This window comes from Xenorhabdus innexi, from assembly GCF_002632485.1.
In the GTDB taxonomy this organism is placed as follows: Bacteria; Pseudomonadota; Gammaproteobacteria; order Enterobacterales; family Enterobacteriaceae; genus Xenorhabdus; species Xenorhabdus innexi.
This window is the reverse complement of sequence record NZ_NIBU01000248.1, coordinates 1-554: the sequence shown is the minus strand read 5'-3', so window position 1 is coordinate 554 and position 554 is coordinate 1. Positions and strand designations below refer to the sequence as shown.

The 554-nt window shown below is 56.0% G+C and carries 1 pseudogene; it reads right to left on the bottom strand.

Going from position 1 to position 554, the window contains the following annotated elements:
* Nucleotides 1-97: 97 nt before the first annotated feature.
* A pseudogene (locus Xinn_RS21410) lies at nucleotides 98-553 on the bottom strand (TIGR03749 family integrating conjugative element protein); the annotation flags it as partial.
* Nucleotide 554: the final 1 nt, after the last annotated feature.

The following is a 554-nucleotide window of genomic DNA, read 5'->3' as shown; positions in this document are numbered from 1 at the left end:
TGAAAGACTTCTCGACTGATATCACTGGCATAAACTTTTCTCATTCCAGTAGGTTACATGAAAAACTGTTCAGGGTGAAAAAGATTCTGAATAGCCTCTCAACCGTACGCAGCGGGGCATACAGCTGCTGCGCGGCATGGCGGGTCAACACCACCGGCACGGGGGCCGATAATGTGTCTTTGTGCCGGGAAAGCGACTTTTCGGCGGACGCGGTTTGCTTTTCATCCCGGTAACGCAGGCGAACCGGCTCGGTCGGAGCCGTTTTCGCCGTGCTGACATCCAGCAGGATAATTTCCCCGTTTTCACTGTCCTGCAATTGCAGCCGGGTCGGCGGAAAAGCCTGGCGGGCTTTCAGGTAAATCGCCCCGCCGGCGCTCTGCACCCGCAGTTTCTCGCTGAGTGACGCAGACAACCCGACCCGCACATTCCGGTCAGCAAAAATAATCCGCTCCTGGCCGACTTTCAGCGTCACCGGTAACGGAATGCGTTCCCAGGTCAGCAATTCCTCGGCTTTTGCCCCAAAGCTGAACAACAACATACTGACCAGCCCCAGA